This window comes from Gilvimarinus sp. 1_MG-2023 (assembly GCF_030548285.1).
The window spans coordinates 1-240 of sequence record NZ_JAUOSC010001608.1; the positions used below are offsets into that span (position 1 = coordinate 1).

Annotated in this window: 1 protein-coding gene; it reads right to left on the reverse strand. The window is 50.0% G+C overall.

Annotated elements, in window-relative coordinates:
* On the reverse strand, positions 1-240 hold a 240-nt coding region (locus Q4563_RS22230; protein ID WP_303606088.1), incomplete at both ends, for a hypothetical protein.

A 240-nucleotide genomic window follows, 5' to 3' on the forward strand; every position in this document is an offset into this window, starting at 1 on the left:
GATGAGACCAACACCGGCCTGCGCGCCCATACCGTCCATGCTCATACCGTCCATGCTTATACCTTCCGCGCCATATCTGCCCCCTGATCCAGCCTCCCGGCTTGCCAGACAGCTGCCTGCAGAAGTCGCTGTTTTCATTTCCTGTAGCCACTGTCTCGGGTTTTGAGCAGACTGGTTCAATTCTTGCTTTTTAATTGAATATTCAAGTTTTAAAAAGTGAGATTTTGCATGCATCCACAG